21 protein-coding genes and 1 tRNA gene are annotated in these 23,485 nt (G+C 61.0%); 16 read left to right on the forward strand and 6 right to left on the reverse strand.

Going from position 1 to position 23,485, the window contains the following annotated elements:
- Window positions 1-24 precede the first annotated feature (24 nt).
- Complete coding sequence (locus RWK44_RS11620) at window positions 25-3,894, reverse strand: ATP-binding protein (RefSeq protein ID WP_316028814.1); 3,870 nt, start codon at window positions 3,892-3,894, stop codon at window positions 25-27.
- A gap of 212 nt (window positions 3,895-4,106) precedes the next feature.
- Here RWK44_RS11620 and RWK44_RS11625 point away from each other — a divergent pair, with 212 nt between their 5' ends.
- The 4 genes from RWK44_RS11625 to RWK44_RS11640 all read left to right on the forward strand — a co-directional run bounded on the left by RWK44_RS11625 (window position 4,107) and on the right by RWK44_RS11640 (window position 5,507).
- Window positions 4,107-4,556, forward strand: a complete 450-nt coding sequence (locus tag RWK44_RS11625) for a phasin (RefSeq protein WP_168283553.1) — start codon at window positions 4,107-4,109, stop codon at window positions 4,554-4,556.
- Between the two features lie 130 nt (window positions 4,557-4,686).
- Window positions 4,687-4,763: transfer RNA gene (locus tag RWK44_RS11630), tRNA-His, on the forward strand.
- A 95-nt stretch (window positions 4,764-4,858) separates the two neighbouring features.
- Entirely contained in the window at window positions 4,859-5,296 is a 438-nt protein-coding gene (locus RWK44_RS11635; RefSeq protein WP_131664768.1) for a DUF4174 domain-containing protein, read from the forward strand.
- 43 nt (window positions 5,297-5,339) lie between these two features.
- Entirely contained in the window at window positions 5,340-5,507 is a 168-nt protein-coding gene (locus tag RWK44_RS11640; RefSeq protein ID WP_165504437.1) for a hypothetical protein, read from the forward strand.
- Here RWK44_RS11640 and RWK44_RS11645 read toward each other — a convergent pair.
- Both RWK44_RS11645 and RWK44_RS11650 read right to left on the reverse strand, forming a co-directional pair.
- A complete protein-coding gene (locus RWK44_RS11645) occupies window positions 5,504-6,385 on the reverse strand; it encodes a LysR family transcriptional regulator (protein ID WP_131664769.1) in 882 nt (293 codons plus the stop codon). The genes RWK44_RS11640 and RWK44_RS11645 overlap by 4 nt on opposite strands.
- Window positions 6,382-6,696 carry a putative quinol monooxygenase gene (locus RWK44_RS11650; RefSeq protein ID WP_316028815.1) on the reverse strand — a complete coding sequence of 105 codons (315 nt, stop codon included), beginning with the start codon at window positions 6,694-6,696 and terminating at the stop codon, window positions 6,382-6,384. The genes RWK44_RS11645 and RWK44_RS11650 overlap by 4 nt, the downstream gene beginning before the upstream one ends.
- A gap of 193 nt (window positions 6,697-6,889) precedes the next feature.
- Between RWK44_RS11650 and RWK44_RS11655 the strand changes: the two genes are divergently transcribed.
- From RWK44_RS11655 to RWK44_RS11690, 8 genes are all read left to right on the forward strand, one after another.
- On the forward strand, window positions 6,890-8,386 hold the full coding sequence (locus RWK44_RS11655; RefSeq protein WP_020048532.1) for a CoA-acylating methylmalonate-semialdehyde dehydrogenase: 1,497 nt from the start codon (window positions 6,890-6,892) through the stop codon (window positions 8,384-8,386).
- Window positions 8,387-8,724: 338 nt separating this feature from the next.
- Window positions 8,725-9,207, forward strand: coding sequence for an iron-responsive transcriptional regulator RirA (rirA, locus tag RWK44_RS11660; protein WP_017959053.1), 483 nt, complete (start codon window positions 8,725-8,727; stop codon window positions 9,205-9,207).
- Window positions 9,208-9,545: 338 nt separating this feature from the next.
- The gene (locus RWK44_RS11665; RefSeq protein WP_017992988.1) at window positions 9,546-11,141 is read left to right on the forward strand and encodes an ABC transporter substrate-binding protein; all 1,596 of its coding nucleotides are present in this window, start codon (window positions 9,546-9,548) and stop codon (window positions 11,139-11,141) included.
- Window positions 11,142-11,228: 87 nt separating this feature from the next.
- Window positions 11,229-12,233 carry an ABC transporter permease subunit gene (locus RWK44_RS11670; protein ID WP_017959055.1) on the forward strand — a complete coding sequence of 335 codons (1,005 nt, stop codon included), beginning with the start codon at window positions 11,229-11,231 and terminating at the stop codon, window positions 12,231-12,233.
- Window positions 12,234-12,242: 9 nt separating this feature from the next.
- On the forward strand, window positions 12,243-13,133 hold the full coding sequence (locus RWK44_RS11675) for an ABC transporter permease subunit (protein ID WP_131619305.1): 891 nt from the start codon (window positions 12,243-12,245) through the stop codon (window positions 13,131-13,133).
- Complete coding sequence (locus tag RWK44_RS11680) at window positions 13,133-14,149, forward strand: ABC transporter ATP-binding protein (RefSeq protein ID WP_025393213.1); 1,017 nt, start codon at window positions 13,133-13,135, stop codon at window positions 14,147-14,149. Before RWK44_RS11675 ends, RWK44_RS11680 begins: the two co-directional genes overlap by 1 nt.
- On the forward strand, window positions 14,146-15,099 hold the full coding sequence (locus tag RWK44_RS11685) for a peptide ABC transporter ATP-binding protein (RefSeq protein WP_316028816.1): 954 nt from the start codon (window positions 14,146-14,148) through the stop codon (window positions 15,097-15,099). Before RWK44_RS11680 ends, RWK44_RS11685 begins: the two co-directional genes overlap by 4 nt.
- Window positions 15,100-15,125: 26 nt before the next feature.
- Window positions 15,126-15,665: a gluconokinase gene (locus RWK44_RS11690; RefSeq protein ID WP_316028817.1), complete on the forward strand. Its 540-nt coding sequence runs from the start codon at window positions 15,126-15,128 to the stop codon at window positions 15,663-15,665.
- On the opposite strand, the gene RWK44_RS11695 is transcribed toward RWK44_RS11690, so the two are convergent.
- From RWK44_RS11695 to RWK44_RS11705, 3 genes are all read right to left on the reverse strand, one after another.
- Window positions 15,655-16,902, reverse strand: a complete 1,248-nt coding sequence (locus RWK44_RS11695) for an NAD(P)/FAD-dependent oxidoreductase (RefSeq protein ID WP_316028818.1) — start codon at window positions 16,900-16,902, stop codon at window positions 15,655-15,657. The genes RWK44_RS11690 and RWK44_RS11695 overlap by 11 nt on opposite strands.
- A 76-nt stretch (window positions 16,903-16,978) precedes the next feature.
- Window positions 16,979-17,482 (reverse strand): isoprenylcysteine carboxyl methyltransferase family protein, encoded by a 504-nt coding sequence (locus tag RWK44_RS11700; RefSeq protein WP_316028819.1) that lies wholly within the window; start codon window positions 17,480-17,482, stop codon window positions 16,979-16,981.
- Window positions 17,479-18,531: a type III polyketide synthase gene (locus tag RWK44_RS11705; protein ID WP_316028820.1), complete on the reverse strand. Its 1,053-nt coding sequence runs from the start codon at window positions 18,529-18,531 to the stop codon at window positions 17,479-17,481. Before RWK44_RS11705 ends, RWK44_RS11700 begins: the two co-directional genes overlap by 4 nt.
- A 167-nt stretch (window positions 18,532-18,698) precedes the next feature.
- On the opposite strand from RWK44_RS11705, the gene RWK44_RS11710 reads away from it, so the two are divergent.
- The 4 genes from RWK44_RS11710 to RWK44_RS11725 all read left to right on the forward strand — a co-directional run.
- On the forward strand, window positions 18,699-19,235 hold the full coding sequence (locus tag RWK44_RS11710) for a tetratricopeptide repeat protein (protein ID WP_131664777.1): 537 nt from the start codon (window positions 18,699-18,701) through the stop codon (window positions 19,233-19,235).
- A gap of 46 nt (window positions 19,236-19,281) precedes the next feature.
- On the forward strand, window positions 19,282-19,887 hold the full coding sequence (locus RWK44_RS11715) for an RNA polymerase sigma factor (RefSeq protein ID WP_316028821.1): 606 nt from the start codon (window positions 19,282-19,284) through the stop codon (window positions 19,885-19,887).
- Window positions 19,884-20,687 carry an anti-sigma factor family protein gene (locus RWK44_RS11720; RefSeq protein WP_316028822.1) on the forward strand — a complete coding sequence of 268 codons (804 nt, stop codon included), beginning with the start codon at window positions 19,884-19,886 and terminating at the stop codon, window positions 20,685-20,687. The genes RWK44_RS11715 and RWK44_RS11720 overlap by 4 nt, the downstream gene beginning before the upstream one ends.
- A gap of 575 nt (window positions 20,688-21,262) precedes the next feature.
- On the forward strand, window positions 21,263-23,485 hold a 2,223-nt coding region (locus RWK44_RS11725), incomplete at its 3' end, for a M10 family metallopeptidase (protein ID WP_316028826.1).

Genomic DNA, 23,485 nt, shown 5'->3' on the forward strand with positions numbered 1-23,485 from the left:
GGCCTCTTGGCTGCCTTTTCTTTATCAACCGGCCAGCACCCGCTGCGACGGGAAGGTGATCTCGACGAGCGTGCCCTCGTTCGGCGCCGAATTGATCGAGAAGGTCGCCCGGTTGGCATCCACCATCGCCTTGGTCAGCGGCAGGCCGAGCCCGGTGCCGTCGCCGCGATGACGCGATTGGGTCGAGGAGACCTGCCGGAACGGCTTCATCGCCTGGTCGAGCTCGCTGCGCGTCATGCCGATGCCGGTATCGCGGACCCTGAGGACGACGCTGCCATTCGCCTCATAGGAGGTGGAAACGACGATCTGCCCGCCTGACGGGGTGAAGCGGATGGCGTTCGACAGGATGTTGAGCGCGATCTGCTTGATCGAGCGCAGATCCGCCACGACCTCGGGTACCGCATGCGACAGCGCCGTGCGGATGATGACGCGCTGGCCGTTCGCCTGCGGCTGTACCAGAGCCACGGCCTCGGAGACCGCCTCATTGAGGCCGACGGCGGCAAAATCGAGATCCATCTCGCCGGCCTCGATCTTCGAAATGTCGAGCAGGTCGTTGACGATATCGAGGACATGCCGGCCGGAGCGGCCGATGTCGTTGGCATATTCGATATAACGCGGATGGCCGATCGGCCCGAAGCGTTCGCCGGCCATCATGTCGGAAAAGCCGATGATGGCGTTGAGCGGCGTGCGGATCTCGTGACTGACGCGGGCGAGGAAATCGGTCTTGTGGGCGTTGGCGGTTTCGGCTGCACCCTTGGCGTTGCGCAGCTCGTCCTCGGTGCGCTTCCACTGGGTGATATCGCGGATGACCGCGCAATAACCGTTGGAGGAGGTGAGCTGGCCCATCGTCATGAACAGCGGCACGAAGCCGCCGGCGGCCTCGCGGCCGATCACTTCGCGCCCGTCGTTCAATACGCTTGCCACGCCATGGTCGGAGAGGCCGTTCAAATAGTCGATGACTGCCTTCTGGCTCTCATGGGCAAACAGCATGACGAAGGGTTTGCCGCGCGTCTCCTGTTCGTCGTAATTGAAAAGTGCGCTGGCCGACCGGTTCATCGAGCGAATGTCGCCCTCCGTGCCGATGACGACGACGCCGTCGGTCGCCGTTTCCAGGATCGAGCGCAATTCTTCCACTTCGACCTGGAGTTTAGCGACCTTCTCGAGCATCCGTTCGGGGCGGCCTTCGGAACGGCCCTCGGACCGGCCATCGGACCGGCTTGCGTCGCCGCGGCCATCTTCCTTGCCTTCCACCGGCATCAGCGCCAGCATCAGGGCGTTGGCGTCTTCCCAGCGCACCGATTGCAGCCGCGCGGTCACCGGCGCCAGCGTATCGTCGGCCTTGACGAGCATCATGGTGCCGGAGCCTGCGGCCTTCTCCTCGAGTTCGCGGCGCTGCAGCAGCGCTTCGATACCGCCCACTTCGCGCAATGCCTCGAGCGAACCGTAGCCCGTCAACCGCATGAATTCCGGATTGGCATGGATCAGCGCATCGCCGATATGAATGAGTACGGCTACAGGCAGTTGATCGACGGTTCCCACCGAAAGCCCGTCCGTCATCTTGATGCGCGGCGGGATGAAGCTGGTGAGAACCTCGATCTGGCTGGCGGTCTCCTCCAGCCCTTCCGTCGCCTCGTCGTCGGAGATGATCGAAGGTTCTTCGGTGGCGCCATCGTCTTCGCGCTCAGCCTCGACGGCATTCTCGAAGATTGCTTCCTGCGGCGCGATCTCCTCGACCGACGGTATGTCCGCCTGCTCAGTGGCGGGTGTTTCGGCCTCGAACGCTTCGGATCCGGAGGCCTCTTCGAAGCCGGCCGTTTCCGCGGCGCTGGGTTCCATCGGCGCCGGGGCGGCAGGCTCTTCCTTGCGGGTGCCGAAGGCTTCGAGCCGCTTGGCGATCTCGCGGAAATTGGCCTGTTCGGCAGCCGTCAGTCCAGCGCCGATGTTGTGGAGCTGAACGATCTTGTCGGAGAAACGGCGATTGGGCGTTTCCGAAATCCGAAGCGCCCGCGGCTCTTGCGAAAGTTCCGCTACCGGTTCGGCGGCGGAAACGTCGCCGGCATCGGCGCTGCCTTCCGCTTTTTCGGCTGCACTTTCCTGGGCAGGCGTCTCGATGGCCGCCTGCTCGGTGGCAATCTCATCCGGCGTTGGCTCCGTCTGTGTTTCGCTTGTCGTAGCCGCCTGATCCTCGACCTCCTGCGCCGGGGCGGGATCGATCAGGGGCTCTTCAAGCACTATCTCCGCTTCGTGTATCACCTCGGCATTGGTCTCGGCGGGCGGGCCGAGGCTCGCTGCATCATGGCCGATACCATCAGGGCCGAGTGTCAGGCCGAGCGCCAGCGGATCTTCCTGTGCATCGGAAAGCCGCACGACGCCGAAGCCGCGGAAACCATCGAAGTCGCGGTTGCGGGTATAGGTCGGCAGCGCCGCCAGATCGACCGGAACGACGAGGCTGGTGCCTTCGACCGGCCAGAGGATCGTCTTGCCCGACCATGTGTCGCGGCGGGCGAGCGCCTCGGCAAGCTTGCCGTCAGGATCGAGATTGAAGAGGGCGGCGACGTCGCCGAAAGCAGAGCCGATGATGTCGGACGCATGCGGACCGACGGCCTCGGCAAATTCGTGGCTGACCTCGTTGAACCGGCCTTCGGCGTCGATCTTCCAGACGAAGCGTGTGGCGCGGCTGTTTGGCCTGAAGACGAAGCCGGGCTCAGCCGCAAGCTGAGGGGCAGGGGTGGCATCGGGGACAGCAGGCGTTTCGATGGCTGGCTCTTCACGGGCCACTTCCGGCGCGTCTTCGATAGGCGTTTCGCTGGCTTCAGCAGGCGGTTCCGCCGTCGCCGCCGGTTCCACCGTCTCCGCAGCGGGGGGCACATCGTCGTCGATGACTGCAGCGGGCTCGTAGGCCTCATCCGCGCCGCGATCGATCATGGCCCCGTCGCTCTCCGGCTCCGCATCCGCGGCAGGGTGGGTCTCTTCAATCGCCTCGTCTGCGGATGCCGCGGCTGTCTCGGCTAGCTGTTCGTTTTCGCCGGCGATCTCTTCGAGCGTCTCCTCGACCTCTTCGATCCCCGAGACCGCGTCGATGATTTCGATGAAGCCTGCGGCGGCGACAGGTTCGTCCTGAAGCGCTTCGGCCGGCGGCGGATTTTCCTCCTGCGTGGACGCATCGACCGGGTCGAGCGCGGGCGCATCGGCTGGATGCGTGGGCGCGTCGAGCGGGTCGAGATGACCGATCGCGTCCTCCACCGCAAAGAGCAGATTGAGCGCCGGATCGTCGCTGAGCTTGCCGACCGCGGCCGGAAGATTGCCTCTGCCGGTCGCGACAGGTCGCTTCACCAATCGGTCGGGATGCGCGCCGGCAAGGTTGATCAAGGTCTTTGCCGTCTGCTCGGAGATTCCGAGCGAGGCAAAGCCCGGCGAAGCCGCGATGACCTCGCCATTGGCGCCGATCACCGCCATATGCGTGTCGGGATCATCAAGTCCCTGCAGCATTTGGGCCGCCGATGCACCGGCCGCGAGTGGCTTTGCCGAGACCGGCACCGAAAACAGGATGGCCTTTTCGCCCTGGGAAAGCCGGATTAGTTCGGCTGCCGCCTGCACCTGCGCACGCTGGAAGCCCTTGGCAACGCGGATCATCAGGCTGCGGCTGTCTCCGATATCTGTGAGCTGGCGCGCCGCCGTTTCCAGCTGGCGGAAGGTGATGTCGGCGCGGTCGACCCCCTGATCGAGCAGGTCATAGACTGCCGAATGGCCGAAAAGCTCGGCACCCGCACCGTTCGCCCAGAGCAGACGAGCAAGATCGGCCGAAAACAGCACCATGGCCTCGCCGCGTGAAAAGCGTTCCCGCACCCGTGCATGCACGGCGATATCGATGAACGGATATTGGACTGCGGGCATGATCGAACCTTGTCGCTGTCGGCCTTATTAAATTAACGGCTTATTAATAACTGCGGGGCGCATGCCGGTCCAGAAGAGGAGGGTGTTTTCGGCCGGAAAGGTTAACGTCTTGTGCACTGCACAATAAATGTTGCAATGCACAATGGAATGTCTTATATAAGCATCATCCCAACTACCAGGCAGCGACTGCCTCAGCCCAAAGGATGCGACCCATGGCTACCATAAAGACCGACGACGTTTTTTCAATCGCTTCTTTCGACCCGTCCAAGTTCTCGGAATCCTTCCGTGAATTCGCCGAAAAGGGCGCTCAGCAGTCGAAGGACGCCTATGCCAAGCTGAAGACCGCTGGCGAGGAAGCCGGCAAGACGCTCGAAGCCACCGTCCAGACGGCTCAGGCCGGCTCGGTCGAGATCGGCCTGAAGGCGATCGACATCCTGCGCATCAATTCCGAGAACTCGCTGTCGCACTTCGAAGCGCTGCTCGGCGTCAAGTCCCCGGCCGAATTCTTCGAGCTGCAGACCTCGTTCATCCGCAAGCAGGCCGAACTCACCGTCGAACAGGCGAAGTCGATCCAGGAAACCACCAAGCAGGTGGCCGAAAAGCTCGCAAAGCCCTCCAAGGACGCCGCCGAAAAGGCCATGGCTTCCTTCAAGGTTGCCTGATCGGTCTTTACCGATCGGAGATAAAAGGCTGGACCTCGCGTCCAGCCTTTTTGTATATTGACGAGGAATGGGACTTGAATTCCTCGCCAAGTCCTCGTATGTGACCCCCGTCGCGCCAAGCGCGATTTATGCGGTTGTAGCTCAGTTGGTTAGAGCGCAGGTTTGTGGCACCTGAGGTCGGAGGTTCGAGACCCCCCAACCGTACCATTTCCCCCCACCACCAGAATGAAAACTTGGTTCCTGTCGTTTCGATGGAACCCATGTCGCACCGGGTCGTTCTCCATGTTAACGGGAGAATATGCATGTCGAAGACCCTGCTCTACGGTGCGACGAAGATCGACGAGACCAACAGCGCTTATGCGCCGATCGAAAGCCTCGCCCAGTTCCAGTGGAAGAACCGCGTCTTTATCCTATTCGCCGACAGGGATAATTCCCGCGCCGCTCGGCAAGAAAATCAGCTGCTGGCCAACCGCTCGGCCCTCGATGAGCGTGACCTGGTGGTGCTGAAGATTTCCGGTGCCGGCGTTCGACCGATCTTCGGTGCGGCTGACGGCCTCGACGGCGAAGCGATCCGCCGCGATCTCGATGCGCCGGAGGTCGGCGAATTCGCCGCTTTCCTTCTCGGCAAGGACGGCACCGTGAAGCTTAAGGCCAGCGAGCCGATTACCGATGGCGAGCTCTTCGCCATCATCGACAGCATGCCGATGCGTGCTGCGGAATCGCTGAAGCCGGACAAATAACCCCGAACGTCGCGTAAACTGAAATCATCAAAGGGAGGCGGTCATGTCCGTGCCCAACGAACCCATTCCAGACCAGCCGCCGATGCCCGGGCCCGGCTGGAAGCCGGAGCCTCCGATCAAGGAACCGGAGCCTGACCGGCTGCCCGACGAAGCGCCGGTTCCCAATCCCGACGAGAACGACGAACCGGCAAAACACACTTTCAAGGCTTAAAGAAAGATGTGCCGTTCGGCGCTGACGAGTTCCTGAAGAAAATCGGCGACACTCCTGACGCGTAGCAGGTCGCGCGCGGTTTCGTGATAGGTCGTCCAGTAGGCGCGCCGGATCGAAACTTCCGGCAGAATGCGCTGGAGTTCCGGATATTGCCTGGCGATATAATCATGCAGGATGCCGATGCCGGCGCCTGTTCGCACCGCCTCCGTCTGTCCGATCGCCGTCGAAATCTCAAAGCCTGCATCCCAGCTCCGCATGACTGCGCCGGAAAAATTCAGGGACGCGGTGAAGATCAGGTCTTCGACATAGCCGATGCGGCGATGCGCCTTAAGCGCGTCGATATCGGCAGGTGTTCCCTGGGACGCCAGATAATTTCGCGAGGCATAAAGGCCGAGCGTGTAATCCGTCAGCTTCGAGGAAACGAGCCGCCCTTGGTCGGGTCGCTCGAGCGTGATGGCGATATCGGCCTCGCGCAGCGAGAGCGAGAAAGAGCGTGGAACCGGCACGAGTTGGATCTTCAGTTCCGGATGGCGCTCGATCAACCTGCCCATGCGCGGCGCAAGAAAGGAAACACCGAAGCCGTCGGGCGCGCCGACGCGCACAGTCCCGGCAATTGCCGTATCTGTGTGGCCGAGGCTGGCCTGCACGGCCAGCATTTCCGTTTCCATCCGCTCTGCGGATGCCAGGAACACTTCGCCTTCGGCCGTCAGCTCGCAGCCATTCGTGCGACGGATGAAAAGCCGCGTCTTCAACGCCTCTTCCAGCGAAGTCAGTCGGCGCGAGAGCGTGGCGTGATTGAGCCCCAGCCGCTTCGAGGCGGCAAGGATCTGCCCGGTGCGGGCGACGGCGAGGAAAATACGAACATCGTCCCAGTTCATGGCTTGGCACGCATTGCGATCGGATCGACCTCGATAAGCGTCAGCGATGTCACCATGTGCGCCGTCTGGTTCTTGTACTTAAGGAAATGCGGTGTTCGCAGATGGGCCTCGTATGCTTCCTGGTCGGCGTAGACTTCAAGAATATGGATCCGGTTTGGGTTGTCCCTGATGGAAACAGCGCTCAGGGAAAGGACGCCGTCTTCCAGCGCGACGGATGCTTCGATTTCTTCCGTGAGCAATGCACGATAGGTTTCAAGCGTGTCCGGATCGATCTCCAGCTCCGCCATTCTGACGACGGGTTTCCGGCTCATCGGTTTGACCTCCCCCAGGGTTTGACGTGTCGGCGTTTGACTTGTTGGCGTGCCGTGCCAAGTTTGGAAGCAACGGCAGCGCCTGATGCAATGATGGAGCTATAATTTGCGCACAACGGTTGCTTATATCAGCGCATTGATTTGTGCAAATTGAAGTGCGATTGTCGGCCATCCAAAAACAGGAGGAACACCCATGCGTGAGATCGGTCATTTCATCGGCGGCAAACAGGTTGCCGGCACCAGCGGCCGCGTAAGCAATGTCTACAATCCGGCAACCGGCGAAGTCCAGGCGACGGTCGCGCTCGCAAGCGTCGAGGAATTGCGCGCCGCCGTCGAAAATGCCAAGGCTGCGCAGCCGAAATGGGCTGCCACCAATCCGCAGCGCCGCGCCCGGGTCTTCTTCAAGTTCGTCGAACTCCTGAACAAGCACATGGACGAGCTTGCCGAAATCCTCTCCAAGGAGCACGGCAAGACGATCGAGGATGCCAAGGGCGACGTGATCCGCGGCCTCGAAGTCTGCGAGTTCGTCTGCGGCATTCCCCATCTCGCCAAGGGCGAGTTCACCGAAGGCGCCGGGCCGGCGATCGACATGTATTCGATCCGCCAGCCGGTCGGCATCGGCGCCGGCATTACGCCTTTCAATTTCCCGGGCATGATCCCGATGTGGATGTTTGCGCCGGCGATCGCCTGCGGCAACGCTTTTATCCTGAAGCCCTCCGAGCGTGATCCCTCCCTGCCGATCCGTCTCGCCGAACTGATGATCGAGGCCGGCCTGCCCGCCGGCATCCTCAATGTCGTCAATGGCGACAAGGGTGCGGTCGACGCGATCCTCACCGATCCCGATATCGGCGCCGTCTCCTTCGTCGGCTCGACGCCGATCGCCCGCTACGTCTACGGCACCGCAGCGATGAACGGCAAGCGCGCCCAGTGCTTCGGCGGCGCCAAGAACCACATGATCATCATGCCCGACGCTGACCTGGATCAGGCCGTCAACGCGTTGATGGGCGCAGGCTACGGTTCGGCCGGCGAGCGCTGCATGGCGATCTCGGTTGCCGTTCCGGTCGGCGAGGAGACCGCCAACCGCCTCGTCGAGAAGCTGACGCCGAAGATCGAATCCCTGCGCATCGGCCCCTATACCGACGATAAGGCCGACATGGGCCCGCTCGTCACCAAGGAAGCCTATACCCGCGTTCGCGGCTTGATCGACCGCGGCATCGAGGAAGGTGCCAAGCTCGTCGTCGACGGCCGCGATTTCAAGCTCCAGGGCTATGAAGACGGCTATTTCGTCGGCGGTTGCCTGTTCGATCACGTCACGCCCGAGATGGATATCTACAAGACCGAGATCTTCGGGCCTGTTCTCTCCGTCGTTCGTGCCCAGAACTATGAGGAGGCGCTGTCTCTGCCGATGAAGCACGAATATGGCAACGGCGTCGCCATCTACACCCGTGACGGCGATGCAGCCCGCGATTTTGCCTCGCGCATCAACATCGGCATGATCGGCATCAACGTTCCGATCCCGGTTCCGCTCGCCTACCACTCCTTCGGCGGCTGGAAGGCATCGAGCTTCGGCGACCTCAACCAGCACGGCACGGATTCGATCAAGTTCTGGACGAAGACCAAGACCGTCACCGCCCGCTGGCCCTCCGGCATCAAGAGCGGCGCGGAATTCGTCATGCCGACGATGAAGTGATCGTCACGACAGTCCAATCTGCTATCTGTAATTCGGGGGCCTTTTGGCTCCCGAATTTTTCCTCGTGATGGTGATTGCCGGCGATATCGGCCCGGCGTCGAGGATGTCCGGAGACAAGGTCTGCTCACCATCTGCTTTTCCCCAGTGCCGAGGTCAAACTGGTGCGCAAAGGCACGCCCGAGCGCAAGCAGGCGATCTTCGATTACGTCGAGATCCTGAGGCGGGATTGACGTCGCGGCAAATGGCCTCATAAGCTGAATGCGAATTTCATATTTTGGAATTGTTCAAAACTAGCAAACCGCCTATATAAGTCTGAACAGACGAGTCAGGAGAATGGCATGCGGTTGACGAAGCAGACGAACTATGCGGTTCGCATGTTGATGTATTGTGCTGCCAACGACGGGCACTTGAGCCGGATTCCGGAAATCGCCAGGGCCTATGGCGTTTCCGAGCTCTTTCTTTTCAAGATCCTCCAGCCGCTGAACAAGGCGGGCCTGGTCGAAACGGTGCGCGGTCGCAACGGCGGTGTGCGCTTGGGCAAACCGGCCGCCGACATTAGTCTTTTCGACGTCGTTCGGGTGACGGAAGACAACTTCGCCATGGCCGAATGCTTCGAGGACGACGGTGAGGTCGAATGCCCGCTGGTCGACAGCTGCGGTTTGAATTCGGCGTTGCGCAAGGCGCTCAACGCTTTCTTTGCCGTGCTTTCGGAATACTCCATTGACGACCTCGTCAAGGCGCGTCCGCAGATCAACTTCCTTCTCGGAATCACCGGCGAGCCGGCCTATCGCAAACCCGCGATCGTTGCCCCCGCCGCCTGATCAAAAGACCAGGATGAACTTCTGAACCGCGGTTGCCCCCAGCAACCGCGGTTTTTGTTTTGCGGGCATCTCACATAGCCTCCGGAACGGGGAAATGCCGGCTGCGTGTCGCGATGGGCGCGTTTTTATACCAAATACGACAAAATTTCGGTCTTTTTTGTGCGAATATTTCCGAATGAGGCTGATTTTTGACGGAAAATTTCTAAAATTGTCCAGCTGGAAAAATTTTCTGCGTAGCCCGTTGCTTTCAGTAAATAAATATCGTTCCATCGAGCGTCGACCGAGATGGCAATCTACGGCCTCCAAACATCAAAAAAGAACAACCGGGAAACAATATTATGAAAAAGATCTCTGTCCTGCTGGCAGCGACGGCCTTGATTTCCGTCATGGCGACGTCGGCCTGGTCCAAGACCCTTGTTTATTGCTCCGAGGGCTCGCCGGAAGGCTTCGACCCCAGCCTCTATACGGCAGGCACGACCTTCGACGCGTCGTCGCGCACAGTCTATAGCCGCCTCGTCGAATTCAAGCATGGCGGGACCGAGATCGAGCCGGGCCTGGCCGACAGCTGGAGCGTTTCGGCCGACGGCACGGAATACACCTTCAAGCTTCATCCTGGCGTCAAGTACCAGACCACCGACTTCTTCACCCCGACGCGTGACTTCAATGCCGACGACGTCATCTTCTCGTTCGAGCGTCAGCTCAAGGCTGACAATCCGTGGAACAAGTATGTCGAGGGTGGCTCTTACGAATACGCCGCCGGCATGGGCTTTCCCGAGCTGATTAAGTCGATCGAGAAGGTCGATGACCTCACCGTCAAGTTTGTCCTTAATCATCCCGAAGCGCCGTTCCTCGCCGACCTGGCCATGGACTTCGCCTCGATCGTCTCCAAGGAATATGCCGACAAGCTTGCCGCCGACGGCAAGATGGCGCAGCTCAACCAGCAGCCGCTCGGCACCGGACCGTTCACCTTCGTCGCCTACCAGCCGGATGCCGTCATCCGCTACAAGGCGAACGAAACCTATTTCAAGGGCAAGGAAAAGATCGACGATCTGGTTTTCGCGATCACCTCTGATGCTGCCGTCCGCGCGCAGAAGCTGAAGGCCGGCGAATGCCACCTCATTCCTTATCCGAATGCGGCCGACGTCTCCGAACTCAAGAAGGACGAGAACCTGACCGTGCTCGAGCAGGCCGGCCTGAACGTTTCGTATCTCGCCTACAACACCTTGATTGCTCCCTTCGACAAGGCCGAAGTCCGCAAGGCGCTGAACATGGCAATCAACAAGCAGGCGATCGTCGACGCCGTCTTCCAGGGTGCCGCGGCCGTTGCCAAGAACCCGATCCCGCCGACGATGTGGTCCTATAACGATGCCGTCGTAGACGACAAGTACGATCCCGATGCGTCGAAGAAGATGCTGGCAGATGCCGGCGTCAAGGATCTGAAGATGAAAATCTGGGCGATGCCGGTTTCGCGTCCGTACATGTTGAACGCGCGCCGCGCCGCAGAATTGATGCAGGCCGACTTGGCCAAGGTCGGTGTCGATGCGGAAATCGTCACCCATGAATGGGCCGAATATCTGAAGCTCTCGTCCGACAAGAATCGCGACGGTGCCGTCATCCTTGGCTGGACCGGCGACAACGGCGACCCCGACAACTTCATGGATACGTTGCTTGGCTGCGATGCTGTCGGCGGCAACAACCGCGCTCAGTGGTGCAACAAGGAATTCGACGATCTGATGACGAAGGCCAAGCTGACGGCCGACGTCGCCGAGCGCACGAAGGCCTATGAGCAGGCTCAGCTGATCTTCAAGAAGGAAGCTCCCTGGAATACGCTCGACCACTCATTGGTCTTCGTTCCGATGAGCAAGAAGGTCTCGGGCTTCCTCATGGACCCGCTCGGAATTCACCGCTTCGACGGTGTGGACATTTCCGAATAATAAAAAATCTGTAAACTGCCCGGTCAACGCCGGGTGCGGCCGGCGGTCAGGTTCCCCTGACCGCCGGAAACTATTGGAAAACCTGCTATGTTGCGTTTTTTCATCGGCCGCCTCGCGGTGCTGATCCCGACATTCCTTGGCGTTTCGCTGATAGCCTTCTCGTTCATCCGCATGATCCCCGGCGACCCCGTCATGCTTTTGTCGGGTGAACGTGTGATGGCGCCGGAACGTCACGCCCAGATCATGCACGATCTCGGTTTCGACCGGCCCATATATGTGCAGTATTTCGATTATCTCGGAAAAGTGCTGCAAGGCGATCTCGGCACGTCGATCGTCACCAAGCGGCCCGTTCTCGGCGAGTTCTTCACATTGTTCCCGGCAACGCTGGAGCTTTCGCTCTGTGCCATCATTATCGCCGTCTGTCTTGGCGTGCCCGCCGGCGTCTTTGCGGCCGTCAAGCGAGGCACGTGGTTCGATCAGAGCGTGATGGGTGTGGCGCTCATCGGTTATTCCATGCCGATTTTCTGGTGGGGTCTGCTGCTCATCATCTTCTTCTCCGGTTATCTCGGCTGGACGCCGGTTTCCGGCCGCATCTCGCTGATGTATTTCTTCAAGCCAGTCACCGGATTCATGCTCGTCGACAGCCTGCTGTCGGGCCAGAAGGGAGCCTTCGCCTCGGCCGTCAGCTACCTCATTCTGCCGACCATCGTGCTGGCAACCATCCCGCTCGCCGTCATCGCACGCCAGACGCGTTCGGCGATGCTCGAGGTGCTGGGTGAGGACTATGTCCGCACCGCGCGCTCCAAAGGCTTGAAGCCACTGCGTGTCGTCGGCGTGCACGCGCTGCGCAACGCGATGATCCCTGTCATCACCACGATCGGTCTTCAGATCGGCGTTCTTCTTGCCGGCGCCATCCTCACCGAAACGATCTTCTCCTGGCCGGGCATCGGCAAATGGATGGTCGATTCGGTCTTCAAGCGCGATTACGCCGTCGTCCAGGGCGGCCTTCTGCTGATCGCCGGCGTCATCATGCTGGTCAATTTGATTGTTGATGTTCTCTATGGCTTCATCAATCCGCGCATTCGTCACTAGGAGCGGTCCATGAGCACGGTCACCGTCAAAACCGGCCAGCCATCCGCTCTTGCGGAGTTCTGGCATTATTTCTCCCGCAACAAGGGCGCCGTCATCGGCCTCGTGGTGTTCAGCATCATCCTGGTCGTTGCAGTCCTTGCGCCGCTCTTTGCGCCGCATGCGCCGAACGAGCAGAACCGCCAGGTGCTTCTGGCCGTACCGTTCTGGATGGAGGCGGGCAGCGCCTCCTACCCGCTCGGAACGGATGCCGTTGGCCGCGATATCCTCTCGCGCCTGATTTACGGCGCGCGGTTCTCGCTCTTCATCGGCGTCGTCGTCGTCACGCTTTCGGTCATTTCGGGAGTCCTGATCGGGCTCGTTGCCGGATTTTTCCGCGGCAAGATCGATACGGCAATCATGCGCCTGATGGATATCATCCTGGCCTTCCCGTCACTGCTGCTCGCTCTCGTGCTGGTGGCCGTGCTCGGGCCGGGTCTCACCAATGCGATGATCGCGATTTCGCTGGTCAACCAGCCGCATTTCGTCCGGCTGACGCGGGCCTCGGTCATTTCAGAGCGCGAGAAGGAATATGTGATCGCCTCGCGGGTCGCCGGTGCGGGCACCTTCCGGTTGATGTTCAAGACGATCCTGCCAAACTGTCTTGGGCCACTGATCGTTCAGGCGACGCTCGCCTTTTCGGCGGCGATTCTCGATGCCGCTGCCCTCGGTTTTCTCGGCATGGGTGCCCAGCCGCCGACACCCGAATGGGGAACGATGCTGGCCGAATCCCGTGAGTTCATCTCGCGCGCCTGGTGGGTGGTGACATTCCCGGGTCTTGCCATCCTCATCACCGTTCTCGCCATCAACCTGATGGGTGACGGCCTGCGCGACGCGCTCGATCCCAAACTGAAGAGGTCGTGATGTCACTCCTCGAGATTGAAAATCTGACGGTCGAATTCCAGACCTCTTCCGGTCTATTCCGCGCCGTCGACGGCGTGTCGCTTGCCTGCGATAAGGGCGAGATCCTGTCGGTCGTCGGCGAATCCGGCTCGGGTAAATCCGTGGCCATGCTGGCCCTGATGGGGCTTCTGCCGTGGACGGCGAAGATCACCGCCGACCGGATGCAGTTCGACGGCAAGGATCTGCGCGGCATCTCCGCCCGCCAGCGCCGCAGGATCATCGGCAAGGATATGGCGATGATCTTCCAGGAGCCGATGTCGAGCCTCAATCCGTGCTTCACGGTCGGCTTCCAGCTCGGCGAGACCCTGCGCTTTCATATGGGCCTCAACCGGAAGGAGCGCCGCCAACGCTCTATCGAGCTCTTGAACCTCGTCGGCATTCCGGCGCCGGAAGACCGCCTGTCGAACTTTCCGCATCAGATGTCCGGTGGCATGAGCCAGCGCGTCATGATCGCCATGGCGCTCGCCTGCAATCCGAAGCTCCTGATCGCCGACGAGCCGACGACCGCGCTCGACGTGACGATCCAGGCGCAGATCCTCGATCTGCTCGTTCGCCTGCAGAAGGAGCAGGGCATGGCGCTGGTGCTGATCACCCACGACATGGGTGTCGTCGCCGAAACCGCCGAGCGCGTGCAGGTGCAATATGCCGGCCAGAAGGTCGAGGAACAGCCGGTGAGGGCACTGTTCCGCGATCCGCATCATCCCTATACCGCAGCTCTGCTGGCAGCCCTCCCCGAACGCGCCAAAGTCGGCCAGCGTCTTCCCTCGATCGCCGGCGTCGTTCCCGGCCAGCATGGTCGCCCGACAGGCTGTCTTTTCGCGCCGCGCTGCGGTTATGCCACGGTCGAATGCGATCGCGGCGTGGTGCGCCAGGGCCCGGAGCTCGGCCAGGCTTTGTGCAATTATCCATTGAAGGACGGCAAGCCGCTGGGGCATCCCGGTGTCATCGCCGTTGAAACTGCAGGAGACCTGGTATGACGGGCGCTGTTCTTGAGGGCAGGGATCTCGCCCGTTTCTACAAGGTCAACCGCGGTCTCTTCAAAGCCGACGCAACCGTCAAGGCGCTGAACGGCGTCAGCTTCAGCCTGCATTCCGGCAAGACGCTCGCCGTCGTCGGCGAATCCGGCTGCGGCAAGTCGACACTCGCCCGTCTGGTCACGATGATCGAGGATCCGACGGCCGGCGAATTGCTGATCGACGGCAAGCCGGCGCGCGTCGGCGACCGCAGCTTGCGCAGCCAAGTGCAGATCGTCTTCCAGAATCCTTACGGCTCGCTCAACCCGCGCCAGAAGGTCGGCGCGATTCTTGAAGAACCGCTGAAGATCAATACCGATCTCGATGCCGCCGCGCGCCGTCGCAAGGTGGAGGAGATGATGGCCCGCGTCGGTCTGCGTCCGGAGCATCATGGCCGTTACCCCCATATGTTCTCCGGCGGCCAGCGCCAGCGCATCGCCATTGCCCGCGCCCTGATGCTGCGGCCGAAGGTACTGGTGCTCGACGAACCGGTCTCGGCCCTCGATCTGTCGATCCAAGCGCAGGTGCTGAACCTGTTGATGGATCTGCAGAAGGAGATGGGGCTTGCCTATCTCTTCATCTCGCATGGTCTCTCGGTCGTCCATCACATCGCCGACGAGGTGATGGTGATGTATCTCGGCCGCCCGATCGAAACCGGTCCTGCCGCCGAAGTCTTCGCCCGGCCGCGCCATCCCTATACGGCCGCCTTGTTGTCGGCGACCCCGATCGCCGATCCCGAGCGCGAGAAGACCCGCATCCGCCTGCAGGGCGAACTGCCGTCGCCCTTGAAGCCGCCGTCGGGCTGCCACTTCAATCCGCGCTGCTGGAAGGCGCAGGACTATTGTCGCCAGGTTTCTCCCGAATTAAGTGGAGAAGGCGCACAACAATATGCCTGTCATTTCCCGCTCGACTGAGCGGGAAGATAAGCTGAGGAGCAAACATGCCGGATGGGCGGACGAACAAACCCCATGCGATCATCGTCATGGGTGTCAGCGGCTGCGGCAAATCCTCCGTCGGCGAAAAACTCGCCGAAGCGCTGCACTTGGCCTTCGTCGAAGGTGATGCGCTGCATCCCGCCGCCAATGTCGAGAAGATGTCGAAGGGCATTGCGCTGACCGATGACGACCGGATGCCCTGGCTCGACCGCATCGGCGACGACATGAAAGCCTCGCTGGAAAAGTGCGAGGGCATCATCGTTTCCTGCTCGGCGCTGAAGCGCCTTTATCGCGACAGGCTGAGGGCCGCTGCCGGCGGCAATCTGTTCTTCGTCTATCTCGAAGGTTCCAGGGCGCTGCTGGTGAAGCGTATGGGCGAGCGCAAGGGGCATTTCATGCCGGTCTCGCTGCTCGACAGCCAGCTGGCGACACTTGAGGTGCCGACAGGCGAGCAAGGCGTCGTCACTGTCGATATCGACGACACGGTGGACGGCATCGCGGCAACGGCGCTTAAGGGTCTCGCAGCTCTCGGTATTACGGGTTGAAACGCTGCGGCGAATAGGCCGCGATATCGATGAACGGCGTCTCGCCGGTGATGAGTTCGGCAAGCACGCGACCGGTCACCGGCCCGAGCGTCAGGCCGTGATGGGCATGGCCGAAGGCAAACCACAGGCCCTGATGGCGCGGCGCCTTGCCGATAACAGGCATCATATCCGGGGTGCAGGGGCGCGCGCCCATCCAGGGTTCGGGATCGAGCCTGCCTCCGAGCGGGAAGATGGTGCGCGCCACGGCCTCGGCGCGGTCGAGCTGGACCGGCGTCTTCGGCGCGTCAAGCGTTGCAAACTCCGCCCCTGTCGTCAGGCGGATGCCGCGGTTCATCGGCGCAAGGAGATAGCCGCGCTCGGCATCGAGCGTCCAATTGTGGAGCACGGCATTGCCCTCAGCGGCATAGTGCATGTGATAGCCGCGCTTGACGCCGAGCGGGAAGGAATAGCCGAGCCGCCGCGTTGCAATGGCCGCCCAGGGGCCGAGTGCCATCACCGCATCCTCGGCTTCGAGCGGACCTTCCGCCGTCATGATTTTCCAGCCGGACCCGAACGGACCGAGCGAGGCGGCATCTCCCGTGACGAACCGGCCACCGAGGCTCTCGAAATAGCGGCGATAGGCCGATGTCAGCGCATGCGGATCGAGCACCGACCAGGGATCGCGCCAGCGAATGCCGCCGGCGAAATCGCTGGTCATATCAGGTTCCATGCGGGCGATGTCGGCCGGAGTCAGGCTGTCATACTCGACGCCGAATTCATTCTGCCAAAGTGCTGCCTCCGCAAGCGCTTGGTCGCGCTTGGCTTCAGTGCGGAAAATCTTTATCCAGCCGTCCTTGCGGATCAGCCCTTCGGCCTGCGACGCCTCGATCAGGTCCTTGTGTTCGACAACCGAATTTTCGATCAGCGGTGCATAGGCCCGGGTAATGATCGCATGGCGCGGCGCATTGGAGTTCCACCAGTAGCGGCCGAGAAAGGCGATCTGGCTCGGCAGCGTGCGCAGGTGATAATGCGCGTCGATGCGGTTATTCAGCGCATAACGCAGCAAAAGCCCGAGCTGCTGGGGAAAGCCGTAAGGTGCCACACCTTCCCGCTGGATCAGGCCGGCATTGCCGAACGAGGTTTCATTGCCCGGATCCTTGCGGTCGATCAGCGTCACCTGCCGGCCGCGGCGCTGAAGATGGATGGCCGTGGAAACCCCGACGATGCCGGCGCCGAGCACGATTGCGTTTTTCGCCATTTCCGCTTGCATTCCGCTTTGTCTAACGCGGTGAAAATGCCCGTGCCGATACCGCGACGCAAACGGAAAATCGCATTCATTTCAAAATCATTGCGCTTTTCAGTGCGGCATTTTCAGCCTTCACGCGGACATGGAGGATAAGCGCGTTGAGAATAGAAAAAACGATCGCGTAAAGCGGCAGACCGAAGGCGAGGGGAAGGGCGGCGATCTCGCCGACGACGATCGCATAGTTCGGATGGCGGAGGAAGCGATAGGGCCCGGATCTGACGAGCGGCGCGCCGGGCAGGATGATGATGCGCGTCGTCCAGCGGCCTTTCAGCGTCGCCAGCACCCAGAGCCGCAGCGCCTGCAGCCCCATGAACATCAGAAACCAGAAGAGCGCGACAGGCCTGCCCGGTGCAATGAGCCAAAGGCCGATGATCCAGCCGGCATGCAGCGCCACCATGACGGGATAATGATCGGGTGCGACCTCTCTGGCGCCTCCGGCAAGAAGCGCCGCCGTATTGCGCCGGGCGAGCACAAGTTCCCCCAGCCGCTGCAGCGTCACGAAGGCAAGGAGCGCGACCGACGGCCACATCATGCGATCCTCCTGAGCGTCACGCAGCTGGCCGAAAAGCCCGGCCCCATGGCGATCATCGCGGAGCGCTCCGGCAACCCGGCGCGGATTGCCCGCTCCAGCACGAACAGGATGGTTGGCGAGGACATGTTGCCGTATTCGGCGAGCACGGCGCGCTCGTGATCCAGCGTGCCCGGGACCAGCGAAAGCGCGCTCTCCATCGCGGCCAGCACCTTCGTGCCGCCGGGATGGCAGATGAAGCGGTCGATATCCTCCACCCTCAGCCCGTTTCGCGCCAGAATGGCCGTTACCGCCGGGCCGAGCTCCTTTTCGGCAAAGGCCGGCAGCGATTGCGCCAGCACGATGCCGAAGCCGCCATCATCGATCTTCCAGCCCATGATATCGAGCGTGTCGGGAAAAAGATGTTCGCCGGTCGATTCCACTTCCGCCAGCCCGTCTTCGCCTGATCGCAGCACGCAGGCGGCTGCGCCGTCGCCGAAAAGCGCCGTCGCGATGATGTTCGGCCGCGTCAGCTCGTCCAGCCGAAAGGCAAGCGTGCAAAGCTCGATCGAGACGAAAAGCACCACAGTGCCCGGCCGGCTTTGCGCCAGCCGCGAGGCGATCGCAAAGCCCGACACGCCGGCGGCACAGCCGAGCCCGAAGACCGGCACGCGCTCGATGTCGGGTCTGAAACCCATCCGGCCGGCAAGCTGCGCATCGAGGCTCGGCGTCGTAAAACCGGTGGAGGAGACCGTCACGACACAGTCGACATCGCCGGCCTCAAGCCCTGCCTGGCGAAGGGCCGAGCTGGCAGCCTCGACGAAAAGCCCGCCTGCCACCTCTGCAAAGGCCTGCATCCGGTCGTGCCAGCCATGCGGCTCGTCGAACCAGGCAAGCGGCCGCGCCGCATGGCGCTTTTCGATGCCGGCGCTATCGAAGACGCGGGCAAGATGGCGGAAATCCTCGAAGCGGTCGGCAAACAGCCGGGCCGAGGCTTCGACCGCCTGCTTTTGGAAAATGACATGTTCGGGTGTGGCAACGGCGAGGCTGACGAGTTTGACGGTATCGGTCACAGAATTCTCCTTGTCCCTCCGGCGGAACGAAGGAAAACACGCGGACGCCCAAATTATTCAGCTCTGAAGCTTCACGAAAGGGTGAAGAAAGAAATGCAAGCGGCAGCCGAATAAAGCTGGATGCAGCGGTGTTCTTTCCTCGCAACGTCACTTTCGAGGAGTTCCCCATGACGATCATGACAGCCCGCATCGCTTCCATCATTCTCGGCGGCTGCCTTGCCGCTTCTGTTGTCTCCGGCCCGGTTTTTGCGATCGGCGATGATAGCAGCACGACACCCACCTGCAAAAAGGGCGAGATCTACGACCAGAAGACCAAGAAATGCGTCAAGCAGCAGAGCGCCAACGTCTCCGACGAGAACCGCGCCGACTATGCCTATTCGCTGGCCAAGGCCGGCCGCTACGAGGAGGCGCTTGCCATGCTCGACACGGTCAAGGATCAGAACACCGCCGAAGTGCTGAACTATCGCGGTTATGCCACCCGCAAGCTCGGCCGCACCGACGAGGGCATCTCCTATTATCTACAGTCTGTGAAGATGGACCCGCAATATGCCAAGGTCCGCGAATATCTCGGCGAAGCCTATGTCATCAAGGGTCAGCTCGATCTCGCCAAGGACCAGCTGAAGTCAATCAAGGCGATCTGCGGCACCGGCTGCGAGGAATATCAGGACCTGAACGCCGCAATCCTCGACCCGTCGAAGATCTGATCGGCAGGCAGGGCGGGAAGATTTGAACCGCGAAAGGGATGTAAGAATGTCGGTCGCGCGCAGCATATTTCCTGCCTATAGTCGCGCGAGAATGGAATCGCCGGTTCATCCGGCGGTTTCGAGGGATGCAGGATTGGCGGAGGCGGCCATCGCGAGCGAAGCGGATATCAGGAGCGGCCTGACGGAAAATCTGGCAAGGCTCTGGCGTTATGGTCTCGTTCTCTCGCATCAGCGCGATGTCGCCGACGACCTGGTGCAGGCGACCTGCCTTCGTGCGCTGGAGCGCGCCGATCAGTTCATCCCCGGCACCCGGCTCGACCGCTGGCTGTTTTCGATCCTGCATTCGATCTGGCTGAACGAGATCCGCTCCCGCCGGGTGCGCCAGGGCCAGGGTTTTGTCGATGCCGGGCAGACGCTGACCTTCGACGGCGCGCACGACACCGAAACCCATGTGATGGCGGGTCAGGTGCTGAAACAGGTAAATGCGCTGCCCGAGGCGCAGAGGACGGTGGTTTTCCTCGCCTATGTGGAAGGACTTTCCTATCGCGAGGTTGCAGGCATATTGGATATCCCGATCGGAACCGTGATGAGCCGGCTGGCGGCGGCCCGCGCCAAGCTCTCCGACGCTGGACCGGAAGGGGGACGGCAATGACGACGAAACAGACCATTCCCTCCGACGAGGAACTGACCGCCTTCATCGACGGCGAACTGACGGCCGAAGAGGCTGCGCGCATTGAAGCCATCGTGAACGAAGACGAGAGCACCGCTGAACGGCTGGAATTCCTGGCGCGCGCCAGCCTGCCGTTCAAGCAAGTCTTCGCTCCGCTGCTCGCCGAAGCCCCACGCGAGAAGCTGGAGGCGATCCTCGCCGCCATCCCCGTCCAGCAACGCGCAAAATCCGCCTCCGCACCCCTATTCGCCAGCCGCCGCCGCTTCCTCGGCGCGCTCGCCGCCTCGCTGGTCGCCGGCATCGCCATCGACCGCGCCGTCATCGGCATCGGAGCACGCTTTTCGGCAAAGGATGAAAACAGCGAGTGGCGCGCCGTGGTCGCCGACTATGTCTCGCTCTATACTCCGGAAAGTCTGGCCGGCCCCGTGCCAGCCAGGGAGGACCAGGCCGCCCAGCTCGCCGGTCTTGACGAGAAGCTCGGCCTCTCACTCTCCCCCGAGGCCATCTCGCTCCCGGGCATCGATTTCAAACGCGCCCTGTTGCTGCAATATGACGGTAAGGCGCTCGCCCAGATCGCCTATCTCGACCCCGAGACCGGGCCGATGGCGCTCTGCATCGTCAAGTCTGACGCGGGGCCGAAGGCGCCGGACCTCGAAAGCCGCAAAGGTATGAATGTCGTCTACTGGTCGAATGCGACGCATGCCTTCATGCTGATCGGCCGCATCCCGGTAGACCGGGTGCAGGAATTGGCGGAGAACGCCCGGAGCAGGCTTTCAAGCTGACCGGCTCAGCGGGACTTCAGCTTCGCCGGGTTTTCTTGGGGAGCGCGTTTGAGCTCGAAATTGACGCTTTCAAGAAGGACATCGGCTTCACCACGGTCGGACAGGACGCCGTCGTCAAGCTCGAAGTTTTCCCTTCACTCGCTATGGAACGATCACAGCCGCGTCACCGAATTGCGGCAGATGCGATCCTCGAACCCGACGCGGGCACGCCGGAGACGACCCCGCGGCACAACAGCCGGAGACGACGTTCGGCGGCGCCGAAACAATGCGGACCTCTCGCTTTCCCGATATCACCGAGCCTGAGACTTAATAAATTTCAGCATATGACTGTAATGTCAATTTAAGTGCCGTCGTGGCAGCAATTGCGAAGGTTCGAACGGGCGAGCACAGGATCCTGGAATATGTCTTCTGGCCTTCGGTAGAGGTTGCGGCGGAAGCGCTTCATGAGCGTTAGTTACTGAGGTCAAAAACTTTCCTTCTAAGAAATAAAGCTTTTAGTTGAATTTTCCCCTGAATTGGGGCAGAGGGAAACTGGCATTGGGCGCGGCTGTATGAGATGCGCAAACGGGGATTTTATGACGGACCTTATTACTCCGACGAAGATCGTCAACTGGACTGGCGATAACAAAGTTGACGGGCTTCTTGATCTCTTTGCCTGGGACGGAACGATAACCTATGCGTTTCCCACGACTTCGTCATCGTATAGCTATGGCCCCGAAAAATACTATTCTTTCACTCCAATTTCGTCGCAGCAGCAGTCTCTCGCCTTATTCTTTATGGAGCAGTCCTATGGGAATGCTGCAAACGACGGCTTCTCCGTCGAGGGGTTCACGAACGCCAACTTTGAGGCCGGAAGCGCGGGTACCGCAACGGTGCGGTTCGCTCAATCGTCGGATCCCTCTCTTCCGACGGCAGGGGCCTATATGCCAGCTGCCTATGGACGGGGTGGCGACGTCTGGTTCGGGACGCGATATGCTGGCACCGAAGATGATTATCGTTTCCCAAGGTTCGGCAACTATGCGGGCCATACCCTGGCGCATGAGTTGGGTCACGCTCTCGGACTGAAACATGCTCACGAAGGGGGAACAGTCGTTCCGAGCGCCTACGACTCGCTCGAATATACGATCATGACCTACCACACATTCATCGGAGACGATGAGAGTGGGGCCAAGTATGAGCATGATGGCGCGCCACAAAGCTTCATGATGCTCGACATTGCCGCCCTGCAGGAAATGTATGGTGCGGACTATACGACGAACAGTGGCGATACCGTCTATAGGTGGAATCCCAACCAGGGCATCACCTATGTCAACGGGGTGGCGGCCATCACGCCCGCTGCCAACAGGATCTTCGCAACAATCTGGGACGGCGGCGGTACCGACACCTATGATTTGAGTGCCTATACGACCGGCCTTAAAATCGATTTGCGAGCAGGGGGGCACTCTGTTTTTTCCCAGGGCCAGCTGGCCGACCTGGGAGGAGGCCCAAATAATGGCTATGCCCGCGGCAACATTTTCAACGCCCTTCTTTATCACGGCAATGTTGCATCGTTGATTGAGAACGTTCAGGCCGGCTCCGGCAACGATTCGATTGTAGGCAATGAGGCGGACAATACGCTCTGGGGCAATGCCGGAAATGATTCGCTTTCCGGCGGTTCCGGCAATGACACACTGATCGGCGGAACAGGCAACGACACCTATAATGTCGACAGTCTGGCCGACGTGGTGACTGAGGCGCTGAATCAAGGGACCGATCTGATCAGGACGTCGCTTTCTTCCTTTGCCTTGACCAATATTGCCAATGTCGAAAACCTCACCTTCACCGGCACTGGCGCTTTTACCGGAACTGGAAGCGGCCTCGCCAACACGATCACCGGCGGCGCCGGCAATGACTTGCTGGATGGCGGTGCCGGCAATGACACACTGATCGGAGGTGCTGGCAACGATATCTACGTGGTCGACGCTGGCGTCGATTTTGTGGTCGAGAGTGCGAACAAGGGGACGGACACCGTCCGGACGGCGCTTTCAAGCTCTATTCTCAGCAACAATGTCGAGAATTTGATTTACACGGGATCCTCCAACTTCACCGGCACTGGCAATGCGCTGGCCAACACGATCACCGGCGGCGCCGGCAATGATGTGTTGGATGGTGGGGCCGGTGCCGATAGCTTGATCGGCGGAACGGGCGACGACACCTATATCGTCGACAATGCCGGCGACAGCGTTGCCGAGAACGCCGCCGCGGGAACCGACACGGTCAGGACCGTGCTGGCAAACTATACGCTTGGCGTCAATGTCGAGAACCTCACCTATATCGGCACGGCAGCCTTTGTCGGGACAGGCAATAGCCTCGCCAACACCATCACTGGTGGTGTCGGCAACGACACGCTGAATGGTGGGGCCGGCGCTGACACGCTGATCGGCGGAGCGGGCAACGACATCTATGTGGTCGACAGTGCGAGTGACGTCGTCACCGAGTTGGCCAGCGCCGGCACAGACGAAATCCGCACGTCGCTTGCGACCTACTCGATCGCGGCACTGACCAATGTCGAGAACCTGAGCTACACGGGATCGGCCAGCTTCACCGGCACCGGCAATGCGCTCGCCAACAGGATCACCGGCGGCGGTGGCAATGATCTGCTGGACGGTGGCGCCGGCAATGATACGCTGATCGGTGGTGCTGGCAACGACATCTATGTGGTCGACAGTGCGAGCGACGTCATCACCGAGGCGGTCAGTGCCGGCACCGACGAAATCCGCACGGCGCTTGCAGCCTACTCGATCGCTGCACTGATCAAT

The organism is Rhizobium sp. 25PS6 (genome assembly GCF_032464655.1).
GTDB lineage: Bacteria > Pseudomonadota > Alphaproteobacteria > Rhizobiales > Rhizobiaceae > Rhizobium > Rhizobium laguerreae.